The 15,808-nt window shown below is 57.3% G+C and carries 15 protein-coding genes; 9 read left to right on the top strand and 6 right to left on the bottom strand.

The window, feature by feature from the left end; genetic code table 11:
- Positions 1-59 precede the first annotated feature (59 nt).
- The 3 genes from AC0TN7_RS22560 to AC0TN7_RS22550 form a co-directional block, all read right to left on the bottom strand.
- The gene (locus AC0TN7_RS22560) at positions 60-1,715 is read right to left on the bottom strand and encodes a glucan biosynthesis protein D (RefSeq protein WP_126533895.1); all 1,656 of its coding nucleotides are present in this window, start codon (positions 1,713-1,715) and stop codon (positions 60-62) included.
- A gap of 241 nt (positions 1,716-1,956) precedes the next feature.
- The gene (locus tag AC0TN7_RS22555; protein WP_021242531.1) at positions 1,957-2,730 is read right to left on the bottom strand and encodes a transporter substrate-binding domain-containing protein; all 774 of its coding nucleotides are present in this window, start codon (positions 2,728-2,730) and stop codon (positions 1,957-1,959) included.
- Between the two features lie 10 nt (positions 2,731-2,740).
- Positions 2,741-3,910 carry a pyridoxal phosphate-dependent aminotransferase gene (locus tag AC0TN7_RS22550; RefSeq protein WP_417927369.1) on the bottom strand — a complete coding sequence of 390 codons (1,170 nt, stop codon included), beginning with the start codon at positions 3,908-3,910 and terminating at the stop codon, positions 2,741-2,743.
- 114 nt (positions 3,911-4,024) lie between these two features.
- Between AC0TN7_RS22550 and AC0TN7_RS22545 the strand changes: the two genes are divergently transcribed.
- Entirely contained in the window at positions 4,025-4,867 is an 843-nt protein-coding gene (locus tag AC0TN7_RS22545) for a LysR family transcriptional regulator (protein ID WP_024908419.1), read from the top strand.
- Here the strand turns inward: AC0TN7_RS22545 and AC0TN7_RS22540 are convergent.
- Positions 4,854-6,359, bottom strand: coding sequence for a carboxylesterase/lipase family protein (locus AC0TN7_RS22540; protein ID WP_473702479.1), 1,506 nt, complete (start codon positions 6,357-6,359; stop codon positions 4,854-4,856). The genes AC0TN7_RS22545 and AC0TN7_RS22540 overlap by 14 nt on opposite strands.
- 43 nt (positions 6,360-6,402) lie before the next feature.
- Positions 6,403-7,746, bottom strand: a complete 1,344-nt coding sequence (gene hglS / locus AC0TN7_RS22535; RefSeq protein ID WP_473702478.1) for a 2-oxoadipate dioxygenase/decarboxylase HglS — start codon at positions 7,744-7,746, stop codon at positions 6,403-6,405.
- Between the two features lie 519 nt (positions 7,747-8,265).
- On the opposite strand from hglS, the gene AC0TN7_RS22530 reads away from it, so the two are divergent.
- The 8 genes from AC0TN7_RS22530 to AC0TN7_RS22495 all read left to right on the top strand — a co-directional run bounded on the left by AC0TN7_RS22530 (position 8,266) and on the right by AC0TN7_RS22495 (position 14,806).
- Positions 8,266-8,451 (top strand): con-10 family general stress protein, encoded by a 186-nt coding sequence (locus AC0TN7_RS22530; RefSeq protein ID WP_004150795.1) that lies wholly within the window; start codon positions 8,266-8,268, stop codon positions 8,449-8,451.
- Between the two features lie 94 nt (positions 8,452-8,545).
- Positions 8,546-9,040 (top strand): YciE/YciF ferroxidase family protein, encoded by a 495-nt coding sequence (locus AC0TN7_RS22525; protein ID WP_023311678.1) that lies wholly within the window; start codon positions 8,546-8,548, stop codon positions 9,038-9,040.
- Between the two features lie 23 nt (positions 9,041-9,063).
- Positions 9,064-9,267: a hypothetical protein gene (locus tag AC0TN7_RS22520; protein ID WP_414670216.1), complete on the top strand. Its 204-nt coding sequence runs from the start codon at positions 9,064-9,066 to the stop codon at positions 9,265-9,267.
- Positions 9,268-9,294: 27 nt separating this feature from the next.
- Positions 9,295-9,801 carry a ferritin-like domain-containing protein gene (locus tag AC0TN7_RS22515; protein WP_014883791.1) on the top strand — a complete coding sequence of 169 codons (507 nt, stop codon included), beginning with the start codon at positions 9,295-9,297 and terminating at the stop codon, positions 9,799-9,801.
- A gap of 17 nt (positions 9,802-9,818) precedes the next feature.
- A complete protein-coding gene (locus tag AC0TN7_RS22510) occupies positions 9,819-10,691 on the top strand; it encodes a manganese catalase family protein (protein ID WP_008502274.1) in 873 nt (290 codons plus the stop codon).
- A gap of 67 nt (positions 10,692-10,758) precedes the next feature.
- The gene (locus tag AC0TN7_RS22505) at positions 10,759-12,162 is read left to right on the top strand and encodes a cytochrome ubiquinol oxidase subunit I (RefSeq protein WP_370883669.1); all 1,404 of its coding nucleotides are present in this window, start codon (positions 10,759-10,761) and stop codon (positions 12,160-12,162) included.
- Entirely contained in the window at positions 12,162-13,172 is a 1,011-nt protein-coding gene (gene cydB / locus AC0TN7_RS22500) for a cytochrome d ubiquinol oxidase subunit II (RefSeq protein WP_048991113.1), read from the top strand. Before AC0TN7_RS22505 ends, cydB begins: the two co-directional genes overlap by 1 nt.
- A gap of 8 nt (positions 13,173-13,180) precedes the next feature.
- Positions 13,181-14,806, top strand: coding sequence for an alpha-amylase family protein (locus AC0TN7_RS22495; protein ID WP_417927365.1), 1,626 nt, complete (start codon positions 13,181-13,183; stop codon positions 14,804-14,806).
- Here AC0TN7_RS22495 and AC0TN7_RS22490 read toward each other — a convergent pair whose 3' ends face one another.
- Positions 14,807-15,793, bottom strand: a complete 987-nt coding sequence (locus tag AC0TN7_RS22490; protein ID WP_417927364.1) for an SDR family oxidoreductase — start codon at positions 15,791-15,793, stop codon at positions 14,807-14,809.
- Between the last annotated feature and the right edge of the window lie 15 nt (positions 15,794-15,808).

Below are 15,808 nucleotides of genomic sequence, written 5' to 3'. Positions count from 1 at the left end.
CCGGCCTACAGTATCGAAACACAGGCCGGGTAAGGCGAAGCCGCCACCCGGCACAAGGGTTAACGCATCACCCTATCATCAACATACTGACGTTTATCCGGCGCTGGCGGGAAATACTGGTACAGCCAGGTTTCGCTGATAGCATCTCCCTGGCAGCGCAGGAACAGGCGCATATCCACCGGCTCCGTCGAATCCGACGTCGGGTACCAGTCAAACAGAATGCGATAGCCGTCAAACGGCTCAACGTAGAGGATCTCCACCTGCTTCGCTTCGCCGCTGGAGAGCGTAATCACCGGCTCGATGCCTTTTGGCGCAGCGGCCTTCAGGTCGCCGCCGACGAAGTCGATGGCAAAGCGACGGGCCCACACTTTCGGGTAGTTTTCGCCCGGTGCCCAGCCTTCCGGGAAACCGCCCATGCCGGTACGGGTGGCATAGACGTTGGCCAGCGGGGAGCGCACCGGCGGCATCGCGCTCCAGTAGAGGCGATATTTGAAGTCCAGCTCGTCGCCCGCTTTCACCGCTTTTTCCGGCTGCCAGAAGCAGACCACGTTATCCAGCGTTTCGCCGGTGGTCGGGATCTCCATCAGGCCAACCGCGCCTTTACCCCAGTCGTTACGCGGTTCAACCCACAGGCTTGGGCGTTTGTTATACCAGCCCATCACGTCCTGATAGTGCGAGAAATCGCGATCGAGCTGCAGCAGGCCGAACCCTTTCGGGTTTTTGTCCATATAGGCGTTGAACTGCAGCTTCTGCGGGTTGTTCAGCGGACGACAAATCCACTCCCCGTTGCCGCGCCACATCGCCAGGCGGTCGGAGTCATGGATTTGCGGGTGAATAGTGTCACACATGCGGCGTTCGTTATTGCCGCAGCTGAACATGCTGGTCATCGGTGCGATGCCGAGCTGCTTGATGTCCTTACGCGCGTAGAGGTGGTTTTCCACCTCCATGATCACCTGGCTCTTCTCGCAGTGGATCACGAATTTATAGGCACCGGTGATGCTCGGGCTATCCAGCAGCGTATAGACGGTAAAGGTCGTGTCGCCGGGCTTGACGGTCTCAAACCAGAAGGAGGTAAAGTCCGGGAACTCTTCCGGCGTGTCGGTAAAGGTATCTACCGCCAGGCCGCGGGCGGAAAGGCCGTACTGGTAAGTGTCATCCACTGCGCGGAAATAGCTCGCGCCCAGGAAAGAGACGATATCGCGACGCGCCAGTTCAGGGGCCTTAAAGGCGCGGAAGCCCGCAAAGCCGAGATCGCTTTGCCCTTCCAGCTGTTTGGTATCCACACCCGTTTCGCCGTAGCTGAACAGCTCCGGGCGGAAGTGGATCTCGCGCGCCATAGCGGTGGACTGGTCCAGCGAGAACATCCGCACGCGGCGACGGAACCCCATCCCCATATGGAAGAACTGCACGTCCAGCTGACGCCCTTCAATGTTGTTCCACAGTGACTGTTTTTCATCGTAGCGGATAGCGTTGTACGCCTGCGGCGTCATCGTCGCCAGCGTCTCCGGCAGCGGACGCGGCGCGCCACCCCACGGGGTTTTCGCCAGGTCATGCGCCATGGATTGCAGTACGGAGAAGTCAAAACGACGGCTCTGGCCGTCAGCAATGTCAGAGTCGGCAGCATATGCCGCTTTGGAAAACAGGGAAGCAAGGCCGGATGTGCCGCTCAGGGCTGCCACTGCCAGCGAGCCTTTTAGAAAACGTCTGCGATTCATGCCTGGAAAAACGTCCTTATGGTCGTGTGAATGTGTTCCGCGCTCGGCGAAATGACGGCAAGAAAGAACGCACAGCCTAAACAAAAATGGTTAAGAATCCAATTGTTGGCCGGTGATTATATGAACAAAGTGAGAAATATTTTCTGTCGACCAGAACGGCCCGAAAGTGGTGTAAAGAAAGCCTGGAAATGTGTATAAAAATGCCCCGTCAGGACATCAGCTGACGGGGCGAATGAGGCGGTTATTTTACGCTGACATCGATACCCGGGAAGTACTTATCAGCGAGTTTAGCGATCGTGCCGTCGGCACGAACTTTATCAATTGCGGCATCAAGCTGCTTTTTGGTAGCCTCGTCACCCTTACGCAACCCAAAGCCGATCCCACTGCCGAGGATAGTGTCGTCAGACACCGGTTTGCCGATGAAGCCAAACCCTTTTCCCTGCGGCTTGCTGAGGAAACCTGCCTGCCCGGCCGCGGACATGACCAGCGAGGCGTCGATACGGCCATTCAGCAGATCGCCCCAGGCCATATTCTGATCTTTATAAGACACCACGGTGACACCCTGCTTTTCCCAGTGCTCTTTGGCATAGGTTTCCTGAATGGAGCCCTGCAGCACGCCGATGGTTTTGCCCTTCAGCCCTTCGGGCGTCGCCTCAACCGCCGTACCGGCCTTGCCGACCAGCTGTGACGGAATACGATAAATTGGCTGGGTAAAATCAATGCTCTTGCGGCGCTGCTCGGTAATGTTCATCGCCGAGTTGATGGCGTCGAATTTCTTCGCCACCAGCCCCGGGATCAGCGCATCAAACGAGGTTTCCACCCAGCTGCACTTCAGCGCTGCCGCTTTGCAGATGGCATTCCCCAGCTCAACGTCAAACCCTTCCAGCTCGCCTGCCGCATTGCGGCTTTCAAACGGCGGATACTCTGCTTCCAGACCGTAACGCAGCTCGGACGCCGCGAAGGAGGAAAAGGTACACAGCAATCCCATGCCGACAACTAGCGCGCGTAATTTCATCTCATACTCCTTAGCGTGGTTTAACCCGACACAGGGCCTGGGCACCTGCCCGTAACGTCGCCTCATCTTTCGCAAAAGAGAGACGAATCAATTTATTATCCGTACCGTCCGCATAAAACGCCGACAGCGGAATGGTGGCAACACCGTACTCGACGATCAGCCGTTTCACCAGCTCGCTGTCGCGCTCGTCGCTGAACTGGCTGTAGTCCGCCAGCATGAAGAACGATCCGGCACTCGGCAGCAGCGTAAACGGCGAATCGGCCAGCAGGCTGTGCAGCAGATCGCGCTTACGCTGGTAAAACGCCGACAGCGACAGCCAGGTTTGCGGGTCGACCATATGCTCAGCAAACGCGTGCTGCATTGGCGTATCGGCAGAAAACATTAAAAATTGATGGACTTTACAAATCTCGTCCATCAGTACCGCCGGGGCAACACAGTAACCCACGCGCCACCCGGTGACGTGATAGGTTTTTCCGAAAGAGGAAATAATTACGCTACGCTCCGCCAGCTGCGGGTGCGTGGCCATCCCGTGGTGCGGTTCATTGTCAAAAACGACGTGTTCGTACACTTCGTCAGACAAAATAATGATGTCGGTATTGCGCGTCAGGGCCGCCAGCTGCTGCAGGTCATTGGCGGAGAAAACCTGACCGCTCGGGTTGTGCGGCGTATTGATGATAATCATGCGCGTGCGCGGGGTGATCGCGGCGCGAACCTCATCCCAGTTGACGGCAAAATCCGGCACGGTGAGCTTGATGGCAATCGGCGTTGCCCCCTGCAGACGGACAATCGGCGCGTAGCTATCAAATGACGGCTCAAAGTAGATCACCTCATCACCTGGATGCACCAGCCCGCTTATTGCCGAATAGAGCCCTTCGCTGGCGCTGGCGGTCACCAGCACCTCGCTGGCAGGGTCATACCGCGTGCCGTAGAGCGTGGCAATTTTATCGGCAATACGTTCTTTTAGCGGCTGCAGGCCGGTCATTGACGCATACTGGTTATGCCCCGCCTCCATTGCGCGGGTGACGCCCGCAATCAGCTTCGGGTCGCAGGAAAAATTCGGTGCGCCCTGAGAAAGGTTAATCGCGTTATGCTGCGCCGAGAGCTGGCCGATAACGGTAAAAATGGTGGTGCCCACATCGGGCAGTTTGGAGCGCGTTTGCACAGGCGTTCGTAAAGTCATCCTCTTTCCCTTCTCATGGACATTGCATAACTATTCAAACAACATCTGTGCTGTCGGGACAATCGAATTGTTGTCATAATAGCCATGAGAAAAATGCATAGCTGAGGATTTTCCATGTCGCGCCGTTCGCTCCCGCTTAACGCCATCGACGCATTTTTAGTCACCGCGCGTCACCTGAATCTGACCCATGCCGCCGCAGAACTGTGTCTGACGCAGGGGGCCGTGAGCCGCAAGATTGCCTCCCTTGAGGCGTGGTTTGGCTTTCCGCTTTTTGAACGCCACGCGCGCGGGCTGCGCCTCTCACCGCAGGGCAGCGCTCTGCTTCCGGAGCTGCAGTCCGCTTTCGAGCAGCTGCTGTCCGTGGCCGACCAGGCCCGCAGCCAGCACACCGTGATCCGGCTCAAGGCCCCCACCTGCGCCATGCGCTGGCTGGTGCCGCGCCTGCTGGAGGTGGAGCGCGAGCATCCGGATCTGCAAATTGCGCTGACCACCACCACCGATCACAACGTCAATTTCAAAACCGAATCTTACGACGCGGCCATCGTGTTCGGCACGCACATGAGCGCAGGCGATCTGCTGTTTGAGGAGGCGCTCACCCCGGTGATAAGCCCGGTGCGGGCAGGAGCAGCGCTGGGCTCGCTGACGTTCCTGCACCCCACAAGGGATAAGACAGACTGGTCGCTGTGGCTGACGAAACAGGAAGGTCCGGGCTTTGTCATGCACAAAAATCAACACTTCGACACGATGGATCTCGCCATTACGGCCGCCATTCAGGGGCTGGGCGTTGCCATCGCCGACGAAACGCTGGTGGAAGAAGATGTCCGCGCGGGAAGGCTGCTACGGCCCTATGAAACCAGCATAAAAACCGGCGCAAGCTACCGGCTGGTGCTGCGCGAAACGCCAGGCGAGGAAAATGGACTGGCGGCGTTTCGCGCCTGTTTGCTTAATCGAGGCTGACGTGGTGCTTCATCACCCGTTTGAAGAGGCTCATGCGGGCACGCATAAAGCGGTTTTCAAGCCTGAAAGCTGCATGTTTATTCACACCAATGCGTAACAGAACGTCCCGCCCTTTGCGACACGCGGGCCAGTGCGTCGGCCCGGGCAGGGTGTCGCGAAGCCCTGCGTATCGCGCGAAGCTCACCCAGTAATCCGCCACCTGGGCTGCAAACTGCAGATCCCGTTCGTTGACATACTGGCGTGAAGGCTCCACCTGGCCGAGGGTATCGAAGACGTAGGGCACTTCGTTGCCGTGCCAGGCGCCGTTGATATACGTGCCATGTTCCGCCTCGGCGACATAGTCAAACCAGTAACGCCAGCACAATCCACCCACGCGCTGCTGAGCCTGCATCACCACATAGCCCATCGTGGTGAACGCCATGTCGCGGCACACCTGTCTGCCCAACTCTTCATCCCCTTTCACGCCCGGATAGAGCAGCTTAATCAGCCCCAGCCCGAAGCGACGCTCCCGGCGAAGCTTCTGAATTTGCCCCGCGAGATCGATGCCAAACACCGCCATCACGCTGGCTTCATCGCTGTTGGAGCCAATCATCACCGGCACGGGATGCTGACGGGCGGCAAAAAAGACGTCCAGCATGGCTTCGGGCAGAACGCAATCCCCGACGATGGGCGCCGGGGCGACGTTCAGCGGTGCGGTTAACGGCCAGAACGCCTCCGGCGGAATGGCGCGCAGCTGCTCAGCAGTCGCCTTCTCCAGGCCAAAATGGGCGGCCAGCGCCTCCCCTTTTTGCAGCGCCTGTTCACGCGGCGTGTCCGGCAAGGTGTATCCGCTTTGCACTATCGCCTTATGGAATAATCCTGCTGCCAGCGGCGAGGCCAGCAGAGAGAGCACGCTGCGCGCGCCGGCAGATTCACCAAACAGGATCACATTGTCTGGATCGCCGCCAAACCCGGCGATGTTCTCCCGCACCCATTCGAGGGCGGCGATTTGATCCAGCAGGGCAAAATTATGCACCACGCGCCCTTCCTCGCCTTCCAGCGCGGGATGGGCGAAAAAGCCGAGATGACCGAGACGGTAGTTGATCGTCACGACAACCACGCCGCGCGTGGCCAGCGCTTTGCCGTTATACGGCGGCAGGCCTCCGGCACCAATCGTAAACCCACCCCCGTGCAGCCAGACCATAACCGGAAGCGCCCCGGTGCGCTCTTTGGGGGACCAGACGTTAAGGTAGAGACAATCTTCGGAAAACTGGCCCGGATCGCCGCCGCCTAACTCCTGACAATACTCGCTGCTTTGCCAGCTTGAGGGCGAGAAAGCCGTAGCCTCGCGCAGGCCATCCCAGCGTTCAGGCGGTCGAGGAGAGCGCCAGCGCCACTCCCCCACGGGCGGTGCGGCGTAGGGAATACCGTACCAGACGTGGACATTTTCATCGGTTAAACCAGACAGTGCGCCCTGGCGCGTTTCAACCACAGGGGCGGAAGGATTTTGCATAACGACCTTATTTTTTCCATCACACCCCAGCAGAGTAACGATTTCAGAACAAACCGCAACGCTGTTTGCTGCGGGTTTCAGCCTCCTGATAGAGCGCAAACTCGTCATACACCGGACAGCCCAGCGCGTCTTCAAACGCATCGCGGCTGGCGTTACCGTGGCTGCGGGCCTGGGTTTCGTTCCCGAGATTAGACTGGAAAATCCCCGCAGCGCTGACCGGGAGGAAATCTTCGTAGGTGATCGGCTGGGCAACCACCCATCCGCGCTCAATCAGCGGCTGCGGATCGTCTCCCGGCCGGAACGCGTGGCGATGCGCTTCACCCGCAGGCGTCAGACGGTAGCGGAAATACGCCAGCTCCTGACGGCGCATTAACAGCTCGCTGTCCGGGAAAGCGCCAAAGATCTCCCGCAAATGCAGCTGGTGCGTGAGGTTATCTTTGCCGGTACCGGCCTGGGCGAGAAGGCTATCGTACAGTTCCCGGCCTTTCGGCGTCAGCGCCACGCCGCGCTGCTCAATCTCACCGAAGCGCGCGGTGTGGGTGCCCTTATGTTCCCCGGCAAACAGCACCGGCTCTTCCAGTGCCTTAAAGCTGGTTTGACGCAGTAAGACGGGCACCTCGCGACGCGGCGGGCCTTCAATCAGAATTTTTGGCTCGATACCGTACTTCGGCATCAGCTCCTGCACCCGGTCAATATCCAGCGTGCGCGGCGTGAGGTGATTAATATGGCAGCCCGGGAAGCAGACCACGTCGGCAATCAGGCGATGCTCGTTGCTCAGGGCCAGATAGGTCTCCTGATCGACCGTCGCATGGCGGTGCCAGCGGAAGGTTTCCAACGCTTCCTGTACAAACTCGTGGGCCTGTGCGTCAGTAAAGTGCCCTTCCGACTCGTGGAGGTCGATCAGTTCCAGACAGCGGGGGGTAAAGATGTTCCGGTGAGAGAGGATCTCTGCGGCACGTTCGCGCAGCGCGACGTTTTCAATCAGCTCAAGGCGCAGCAGCGAGGTAAAGATACGAAACGGATTTCGACACAGCGCCGCATCATCGATCGGGCGAAACGCCGTTGAGTGGACCGGTACCCCCGCCTGAGAGAGATCGTAATAGCTGACCGGGTACATGCCCATAATGGCAAACATACGGCGCAGGGTTGAAAGTTCCTGTGCCGTGCCGACGCGGATCGCCCCGTGACGCTCAACGTTCAGGCGCGCAAGCTCATCGGCGTTAGCCAGTTGTTCATGTAATAGTGGATTATTTTCCAGAACCGCCAGGTTTACGTCCGCAACCAGTTCGAGCAAGGTGCCGTACTGCGGAACTTCCTGCTGGTACATCGCCGACATAGCCTGCGAAAAGTGTTCCCGAATGTCATCAGCCGTGATGGTGTTCGCCATGATGTCATGCCTCCAGTGAATATTACCTGGAGTGTAGAGAAACCCGTTCCTTCCGGGGGGAAGAATTTCTGATTTGTGATCTTAAGACGACAGTGGTCAAACCGTGTGCTACTGGCCCCCGAACGGAACCGCCCTTTCGACCTGAACGCTATTATCCAGGATTTTCCTTATAATTATTTAGGGTTCCGCTTTCTAGCTATAAAGGAGTATTTTTTGTTTTTCTCCTGACTGCAAATTAATCAATTTGAGCATGCCATTATTTTTATCCTCACCTTTCAAATTTTTAGCTCTAAGTTAGGATTAATCCGAATGGTCGTTTACAAGTCATTCCTGCCTATCCATATTTCCATTTTAAGCGAAGCGCAAATTTACAAATACTTAAAAATAACGCAACCGCAAATAGCAAAACGCATTTGACGGATGACGTACAGCGACTAGAGTTATTACTCGAACGACGAGTGATACGGAAATATTTTCGTATCGTACTGACATAACCAATATATGACTATGAGGTTTAATATGGCAGAGCATCGTGGTGGTTCCGGTAATTTCGCTGAAGACCGTGAAAAAGCATCAGAAGCTGGACGTAAAGGTGGCCAGCACAGCGGTGGTAATTTTAAAAACGATCCGCAACGCGCATCTGAAGCGGGTAAGAAAGGGGGACAGAACAGTCACGGCGGAGGCCGTAAATCTGATAACTCCTGATCTTATTTAAAACTCTTTTAATAAAACCAGAGAGCATGCTGCGGGCTGAAAAGCTCGCAGTACCCTTTCATTATTTTACCGGAGCGTAATTATTATGAATATGAAAAGTGTTGAGGATGTATTTATTCATCTTCTGTCGGATACCTACAGCGCAGAAAAGCAGCTTACCCGCGCGCTGAGCAAGCTCGCCCGCGCCGCGTCCAGCGAGAAGCTGAGCGCCGCTTTTACCGCACACCTTGAGGAAACGCAGGGTCAGATTGAACGTATTGACCAGATCGTCGAGCAGGAAGACGGTATTAAGATCAAACGCATGAAGTGCGTGGCGATGGAAGGCTTAATTGAAGAAGCCAACGAAGTCATCGAAAGCACGGAAAAAAACGAGGTGCGTGATGCCGCGTTAATTGCTGCTGCACAAAAAGTTGAGCATTACGAAATAGCCAGCTACGGTACCCTTGCCACATTAGCAGAACAACTGGGCTATAAAAAAGCCGTTAAACTTCTTGCCGAAACCCTGGAAGAAGAAAAAGAGACCGACCTTAAACTCACCGACCTGGCCGTTGGAAATATTAACCAAAAAGCGCAGAAATGACGCAATAATACAGGTTAAATAAAATGAGCATCAGTCCCAGGACAATTAAACGGTGCCATTTAACGGCAGCCATAATATGGTTCATTCTCGCCACCCCTTCCGTAATATGGTGGAAGAACAGCGTGCTGTGGGTCATTATCATCAGTATTTACGCCAATATTGTCGGCCATTTATCTGGCTACAGTGCCGCGCGTGCCGATCAGGCTGCTGAAAGTGAGACCAAATAAGCGAACCCTCCTAATGAGGATACAATGATGAATCACGTAGAACACTACCATGACTGGCTACGCGATGCCCATGCGATGGAAAAGCAAGCCGAATCTATGCTGGAATCCATGGCCAGCCGTATCGATAATTATCCTGATGTTCGCGCCAGAATTGAACAGCATATTAATGAGACAAAACGGCAAATCACATTGCTGGAGGAAATCCTCGACCGTAATGATATTTCTCGTTCGGTCTTAAAAGACTCGATGAGCAAAATGGCGGCGCTGGGGCAATCCATCGGCGGCATGTTCCCTTCAGACGAAATCGTGAAGGGCTCGATCAGCGGATATGTTTTCGAACAGTTTGAAATCGCCTGCTATACCTCCCTGCTGGCAGCGGCCAAAAAAGCCGGGGACACCGCTTCGATACCCGCTATTGAGACGATCCTCGCAGAAGAGCGCGAAATGGCCGACTGGCTGATTCGCCATATCCCGCAAACGACGGAACAGTTCCTGCTGCGCTCAGACGCATCGGGTGTCGAAGCGAAAAAATAATCCACAGGAGAGTGCCTATGTTTCGACACGTCAAACAGCTGCAATACACGGTTCGCGTCGCCGAACCCAACCCCGGCCTTGCCAACCTTTTACTGGAACAGTTTGGCGGACCGCAGGGTGAACTGGCCGCCGCCTGCCGCTACTTTACGCAAGGGTTGAGCGATGACGATCCGGGCCGCAAGGATATGCTGATGGATATCGCGACCGAGGAGTTAAGCCACCTCGAAATCATCGGTACCCTGGTCGGCATGCTGAATAAAGGTGCCAAGGGCGCGCTGGCGGAAGGGGTGGAAAATGAGGCCGAGCTGTATCGCTCCATGACCGAAAACGGGAATGACAGCCACATCACCTCCCTGCTCTATGGCGGCGGTACCCCGCTCACTAACTCTGCGGGCGTACCCTGGACCGCGGCCTACGTCGATACCATCGGGGAGCCGACGGCGGACCTGCGCTCAAACGTGGCGGCCGAGGCCAGAGCGAAAATCATCTATGAACGGCTGATCAACGTGACCGACGATCCCGGCGTAAAGGACGCGCTGGCGTTTCTGATGACGCGTGAGGCGGCGCATCAGCTCTCCTTTGAGAAGGCTCTGCAGTCCATCCGTAATAATTTCCCGCCGGGGAAACTGCCGCCAATCGAGGAATTCACCAACAAGTACTACAATATGTCTGAAGGTGGAGAGGTTCGCGGAAGCTGGAACAGCGATAAACACTTCGATTACGTTGAGTCCCCCCAGCCTGCGGTGGATGGCGGCGATGGCAGTGCCAGCGTCACGCTCACAACCGAGCAGGCAACCCTGGTCAAGGCGATGTCTGCCCGCACGAAATCCGATCCACATTCCGACCCGCTGACCGGTGCCGAGCTGGGTGCCGGTAAGACTAAACCGTAATCGGTTTGCCGGGCAGGCCTGAACTGCCCGGCAATTCGCGTGCCCCATCGTCTCAGAGGTACGGACCATGTTCGAACTCGATGCATTTCATCTGGCCAGAATTCAGTTCGCTTTTACCGTCTCGTTCCACATCCTGTTTCCCGCGATCACCATCGGCCTTGCCAGCTATCTGGTGGTGCTGGAGGGCATGTGGTTGCGCACCAAAAACGACGTCTGGCGATCGCTATACCATTTCTGGCTCAAGATATTTGCCGTTAACTTCGGCATGGGCGTCGTTTCCGGGCTGGTGATGGCGTACCAGTTTGGCACCAACTGGAGCGGGTTCTCGCAGTTCGCGGGCAGTATTACCGGCCCACTCCTGACCTATGAGGTCTTAACCGCCTTCTTCCTGGAGGCCGGATTCCTTGGCGTCATGATGTTCGGCTGGAACAAAGTCGGCCCCGGGCTGCACTTCTTTTCGACCTGCATGGTGGCGCTCGGCACGCTGATGTCGACCTTCTGGATCCTCGCCTCCAACAGCTGGATGCACACGCCACAGGGTTTTACTATCGAGAACGGCCAGGTGATCCCGCAGGACTGGCTGGCCATCGTCTTTAACCCCTCCTTCCCTTACCGTCTTATTCATATGGCTATCGCCGCGTTTCTCAGCAGCGCGCTATTTGTCGGGGCATCGGGGGCATGGCATCTGCTGCGCGGTAACGATACGCCTGCCGTCCGCACCATGTTTTCCATGGCGATGTGGATGGCGCTGCTGGTCGCACCCATTCAGGCGGTGGTGGGCGATATGCACGGCCTGAACACGCTTGAGCATCAGCCGGCAAAAATTGCCGCCATTGAGGGACACTGGGAAAATCCGCCCGGTGAGGCCACCCCGCTGCTGCTGTTTGGCCTGCCGGATATGGAGGAGGAGCGTACCAAATACGGACTGGAGATCCCCGCGCTCGGCAGCCTTATCCTGACGCACAGCCTGGACAAGCAGGTCCCCGCGCTGAAAGACTTTCCGAAAGAGGATCGCCCAAATTCGACCATCGTTTTCTGGTCGTTCCGCGTGATGGTCGGGATGGGGCTGCTGATGATAACTCTCGGCCTGTTTAGCGTCTGGCTACGCTATCGTCATCGGCTTTACCATTCGCGCCCGTTCCACTGGTTTGCCCTCTGCATGGGACCTGCCGGGCTGCTGGCGCTGCTCGCCGGCTGGGTGACCACCGAAGTGGGCCGACAGCCGTGGGTGGTCTATGGTTATCTGCGCACCATCGACGCGGTATCGCTGCACAGCACCCTACAGATGAGCATCAGCCTGCTGGCGTTCTTCGTTGTCTATTCTTCCGTGTTTGGCGTGGGCTATGTTTACCTCATCAGGCTGATTAAGAAAGGACCTCAGCCCGTCGATACGCTGACGTCAAACACCTCGGGCACGCCTGCCCGTCCGCTGTCTGCCGCTGAGTCTGTTCCGGAAGAGGAGAGAATCTGATGGGCGTCGATATCTCTGTTATCTGGTTTGCCATCATCGTCTTTGCCACGCTGATGTACATCATCATGGATGGCTTTGATTTGGGCATCGGTCTGCTGTTTAACTTTGTGGGCGATGCGAAAGAGCGCGATGTGATGGTCAACAGCGTCGCGCCCGTCTGGGACGGCAACGAGACCTGGCTGGTACTCGGCGGCGCGGGGCTGTTCGGCGCGTTTCCGCTGGCCTATGCGGTCATTATTGATGCGCTGACGATCCCCCTCACCGCGATGCTGATCGGTCTCATCTTTCGCGGCGTCGCCTTCGAGTTCCGCTTCAAAGCCACGCCGTCGCACCGCAAATTCTGGGACTACTCCTTTGCCGGCGGCTCCCTGCTTGCCACCTTCAGCCAGGGCGTGGTGGTGGGGGCCGTGATCAACGGCTTTGACGTGGAGGGCCGACGTTTTGTCGGCTCTGCGCTGGACTGGCTCACCCCCTTCAACCTCTTCTGCGGCATCGGACTGGTCGTCGCCTACACGCTGCTGGGCACCACCTGGCTCATTATGAAAAGCGAAGGCGCGCTGCAGGTCCGCATGCGCGAGCTAACCCGCCACGTGCTGCTGGCCCTGATGGTGGTTATCGCGGTAGTCAGCATCTGGACGCCGCTCGGCTGGCAGTACGTGGCCGACCGCTGGTTTACCTTGCCCAACTTCTTCTGGTTCCTGCCTGTTCCTCTGCTGGTCGGGCTTTTCAGCGTGCTGATCTGGCGCCTGACCCGCAATCCGGACAGCCACTCTCGCCCTTTCCTGCTGACGCTGGGGCTTATTTTCCTCGGGTTTAGCGGGCTGGGCATCAGCCTCTGGCCGAACATTATTCCGCCGCGCATCACCCTGTGGGAAGCCGCAGCCCCGCCTGCCAGCCAGCTGTTTATGCTGGTAGGAACATTACTGATTATTCCGGTGATCCTGGTGTACACCGCCTGGAGCTACTACGTCTTTCGGGGAAAAGTTTCGGATACTGAAGGCTATCACTGAGGAACGCTATGACGGACTGGCATACACGAGCCATTATTTATCAGATTGATACCGCGCTATTTTATGATTTGAACGGCGATGGCTGCGGGGACATCGCCGGGATCGCGGCCAAGCTGCGCTACATTCGCCGAATGGGGGCGACGGTCATCTGGATCACCCCGTTTTACCTGACCCCTTTTCTCGATGAAGGCTACGACGTCAGCGACCATCTTCAGGTGGACCCCCGCTTCGGAAAATTGGCCGATATCATCGCCTTTATCGAACAGGCCCGCGAGCTGGGCATGCAGGTCATTATCGAGCTGCTGATCCAGCACACGTCGGACGCACATCCCTGGTTCCAGCAGGCGCGCCGCAACCCGGCGTCACCCTATCGTGATTATTACCTCTGGTCGGATAACGACGAGGACGATACGCCCCCCATGTTCCCCGGCGTGGAGAAGAGCATCTGGAGCTGGGACGACGAGGCGGGACAGTATTACCGGCACATGTTTTATCACCACGAGCCGGATCTGAACCTCACCTCGCCCGCGGTGCTGAAAGAGATTGAGAATATCATCCTCTTCTGGCTCAAGCTGGGCGTGTCGGGGTTTCGCCTCGATGCCGCCTCCCACCTGACCACGCAGGCGGGAAACGGTGATGAAAAAAAGGGCCTGTGGATCCTCGAGCATATGCGCCGTCTTATCGAACAGCGGAATCCGGACGCGATCCTGCTCGGTGAGGTGGACGTCGAGGTAGAGGCCTATCAGGACTACTTTGGCAATAATGACCGCCTGAATCTGGTGCTGAATTTCTGGCTCAACAAGTATTTCTACGTCAGCCTGGCCCGCAAAAGCGCCCGCCCGCTGCGCAACACGGTGAAGAAGATGATCGTCCCGCCTGACGCCTGCTGTTTTGCCAACTGGCTGCGCAATCACGACGAGCTGGATCTTGAAGGTATCAGCCAGAAAGACAAACAGTTTGTCCTCGATACCTTCGCCCCTGATGAGGAGATGAACGTCTATCAGCGCGGGATCCGCCGCCGCCTGGCGCCGATGCTTAATGGCGATCGGAAGCGGCTGGCGTTCTGTCACGCGGTGCTGTTTTCCCTGCCGGGTGTCCCGGTGATGCGCTACGGCGACGAGATAGGTATGGGTGACGACCTGGAGCTGGAGGAGCGCTACGCCGTTCGCACCCCGATGCAGTGGGCGGGGTCACAAGGGGGCGGTTTCTCCGCGGCCGACCCTGAAAAATTTATCGCCCCAATTATCGACCATGGCCCTTACCGCTATCAGAAAGTCAACGTCGCCGATTCGCTGCTTCACCACAACTCGCTCCTGCACCGGATAATCGATATTGCCAATACCCGCTCGGAGTTCCCAGAAATTGCCGTTGCGCCTTTTCGACTTATCACAATCGATGATGACGCGGTGCTGGGGATCTATTACGAGACCGACGAGCGCAGCATCCTGACCTTCGTCAACTTTAGCGACCAGCCGGTGCAGTTCACCACAAAAGGGATCCACAACGCCACCTGGACCGCCTGTCTCGAGGACAAGCGCTACGATGACGCGCTGATTTGCGGCAAAACCGTTGAGCTCAGCCTTGGCGGCTACGGCTATCGCTGGTTCTGGACGCACCGTAGCGCTCTGCGCTGATTACGGTTTCCGGCGGGTTATCAGACGCGTCAGCACTATCCCTGCCACCGCGAGGGCGCCCAGCGCCATTTTACCCGGCATGCCGGAGGTGACGGACGGCGCGCGGGTTTTCGCCTCGTCAGTAAAGCGGCCATGGATTTTATGCAGATCGTTAACCGGCTGGTCTAGGTAGTCCCGGCGATCCGGCGCGTTCAGTTCGTCGGTCATCTGGCCTTCCCAGGCTTTCCTGACCATCAGCCGGTCCAGAAAACCCGGGAAGAGAAACTGCCCGACAATCGACTGGATGGTGCTGCTGCCTACCCACAGCTCGCGAACCGGTTTTTGCGCCACCCTGAAGATAGCGCTGGCGGCCACCTCAGGCTCAAAGACCGGCGGCACCGGCCGCATCGCCCAGGCGAACTTGTTCCTCGCCCATTCGAACTGCGGGGTATTGAGCCCCGGCATCTGCACCATCGAAAGCTGAACCCGGCTGTTCTCATGCATCAGTTCCGTACGCACCGCATCGGTAAACCCGCGGATCGCCGCTTTGGCACCACAGTAGGCTGACTGCAATGGAATGGAACGGTAGGCCAGCGCGGACCCCACCTGGATAATCACGCCCCTGTCGCGCGGAACCATCAGTTCGAGAGCGGCGCGGGTGCCGTTCACGTAGCCGAGGTACGTCACCTCAGTCACGCGACGAAACTCGGCCGGCGTAAGGGTGCGAAACGGTGCCAGCGCGGCCCCCATGGCGTTGTTCACCCAGACATCAATCGCGCCGAGGCGATACTCAATTTCGTTAGCCGCATCCACCACCGCCTGACTGTCGGCAACGTCAGCCTGCACGGCGTGCGCATTCACGCCGAAGCGGCGCAACTCTTCCTGGGTGGAGTGCAGGCTTGCCTCATCGCGGGCGATGAGGCCAACATCGTAACCTGCCTTTGCAAAGTGCAGCGCCGTGGCTTTTCCCACGCCCGCCGTCCCACCGGTAATCACTACGACCGCCATAGAACCTCCTCGTGA

Source organism: Enterobacter sp. PL_is511 (assembly GCF_055816065.1).
The sequence above is the reverse complement of the archived record's forward strand: the minus strand, read 5'-3'. Positions and strand labels throughout refer to the sequence as shown.